At 70.5% G+C, this 2,130-nt stretch carries 2 protein-coding genes and 1 pseudogene; all 3 read right to left on the reverse strand.

Features of this window, described 5'->3' with window-relative positions; translation table 11 throughout:
* Positions 1-468: pseudogene (locus J7E68_RS18930) on the reverse strand (GNAT family N-acetyltransferase); the annotation flags it as partial.
* Between the two features lie 58 nt (positions 469-526).
* Positions 527-1,762 (reverse strand): MFS transporter, encoded by a 1,236-nt coding sequence (locus J7E68_RS18935; RefSeq protein ID WP_311417421.1) that lies wholly within the window; start codon positions 1,760-1,762, stop codon positions 527-529.
* Positions 1,738-2,130, reverse strand: a 393-nt coding sequence (locus J7E68_RS18940; protein ID WP_215175092.1) for a dephospho-CoA kinase, incomplete at its 5' end; no start/stop codon positions are given. The genes J7E68_RS18940 and J7E68_RS18935, both read right to left, overlap by 25 nt.

Below are 2,130 nucleotides of genomic sequence, written 5' to 3' on the forward strand. Positions count from 1 at the left end.
CTCGGCCCGTGCAAGCCAGTGAGGGTCCTCGAAGACGATGCCCTGCATCTCCGCCATCGCCAGCACCTCCGCCTCGGTGCGAGCACGACGCAGCTCCACTCCGTCGGGAACCGCGACCTCTCCGGCGGGCAGCGCCGCCTCGCCGATCATGATCGACTCGGTGTCCTCCGGCACGAACCCCCGCGTGACGAGCGCATCGTGCAGACCAGGAGCGTGGTCGTGGCTTCGCGTCTTCCACTCCACGCTCGTGATGCCCGCGATGCCGCGGAAGTGCTCCAGTGCGCCGTCGACCAGCTCGGCCGCGCGCGCGGCATCCGCTCCGCCCAGGTTCGCGTACGACACGAACCCGCGGCCGCCCGGGAACACCGCGAGACGGATGGGCCCCATCGACGAGACGGCGAGTGCGTGAGTGGTCTCGGCATCGGTCCGGAGCTGTTCGTCGTAAGCGGCGAGGAGATTCAGACGCATGCGCTCATCCTCTCAGGGAAGCCGCCTCCTCCTCGGACTCCCGCGGTGCCGCCCTCGCTCACGACGAACGGGGGCCCGGCGATGCGCGCAGCTTCGCGACGGCCGAGGCCGCCGCCAGGCCGCACATGGCGAGGACCGCGACGATGAACCACACCCAGTCCACCTGGCCGAACACGATGCCGAGCGCCCAGCCGAACAGGCTCGATCCCGCGTAGTAGCCGAAGTAGTAGAGAGAAGACGCCTGTGCTCTGCTGTCGGGTCCTGCCGCCACCGGCGCCCACCCCGACGCCACCGCGTGCGCCCCGAAGAAGCCTCCGGTGAAGAGAAGCAGCCCGAGCAGCACGATCGGGGTGGCGTGAGCGAGCATCGCGGTCGCCCCCGCGGCCATCACGGCGATCGCGCCCAGCAGCACCGGGTATCGCCCGAAACGAGAGGCCAGAGAACCGGCCCAGGGCGACGAGACGGTGCCGGCGAGGTAGGCGAGGAAGAGCAGCGTCACCACCCAGGCAGGCAGCGCGAAAGGCGGCTCGGCGAGGTGGAATCCGAGGTAGTTGTAGACGGCCACGAATGCTCCCATGAGCAGGAAGCCCTGCGCGTACAGTGCGAGCTGACGCCCAGACCGCAGCGGCGCCAGCAAGCGTGTGAGCATCCCGGGTCCCGCGTCGTCACGGAATCGTCCGGGCACGAACCCCTGCGCCTTCGGGGTCAGCCACAGGAACAGCACGGCCGCCACCGCGCACAGCCCCGCGACCGTCCACATGCCCTCCCGCCACCCCGTCTGCTCGCCGACGATGCCGGACACGATCCGGCCGAGCAGTCCGCCCACTGTCGTTCCCGCGATGTAGCTCCCTGCTGCGGCGGCCGCGTTTCGCGGGCTGACCTCTTCACTCAGGTACGCGAGCGCGACCGCAGGCACCGCCCCGAGCGCGACTCCTTCGAGCAGGCGCAGCGTCAGCAGCATCTCCATCCCCGCACTGAGCGGGGCCAGGAGACCCAGCACGGTCGCCGTGAGCACACCGATCGCCATCGCCTGCACCCGCCCGATGCGGTCAGCCACCATCGACCAGGGGATGACGGCAGCAGCCAGCCCGAGCGTCGCCGCCGACACGCTGAGCGCGGCGCTCGCCGGCGAGATCCCGAGAGCTGTCGACAGCTGCGGCAGCACCGCCTGGGGCGAGTACAGCTGTGCGAAGGTCGCGATGCCGGCGAAGAACAGGCCGACGATCAGGCGGCGGTACGCGGGAGACCCTGGCGCGTGACCGGTGAAGGTCACGACCTGCGGATCCGCTCCCACAGAGCATCCGTCTGTGCGAGCGTCTGCGCCAAGGTGCCTGAGGTGTCGATGACCTCGTCGGCGATCGCCAGCCGTCGATCGTCCGAGACCTGGGCGTCGATCCGCTCCTGCGCGGCCCGTGCCGGCATCCCGCGGAGCTCCACGAGCCTGCGTCTGCGTTCGTCTGCCGGAGCATGGGCGACGACGATCAGATCCCAGGGGTCATCCACGCGCGCCTCGACGAGCAGTGGCACGTCGTACACGACCACGGCCTGGGGGTCTGCCGAGGCGGCTTCTTCGAAGCGTCGCTGCGACTCGGCCCGGACGGCCGGGTGCACGATCGCGTTCCGAGTGGCCAGCGCCGCCGGATCCCCGAAGCCCTTCGCTCC

The sequence above is a fragment of the Microbacterium sp. ISL-103 genome, from assembly GCF_018613995.1.
In the GTDB taxonomy this organism is placed as follows: Bacteria; Actinomycetota; Actinomycetes; order Actinomycetales; family Microbacteriaceae; genus Microbacterium.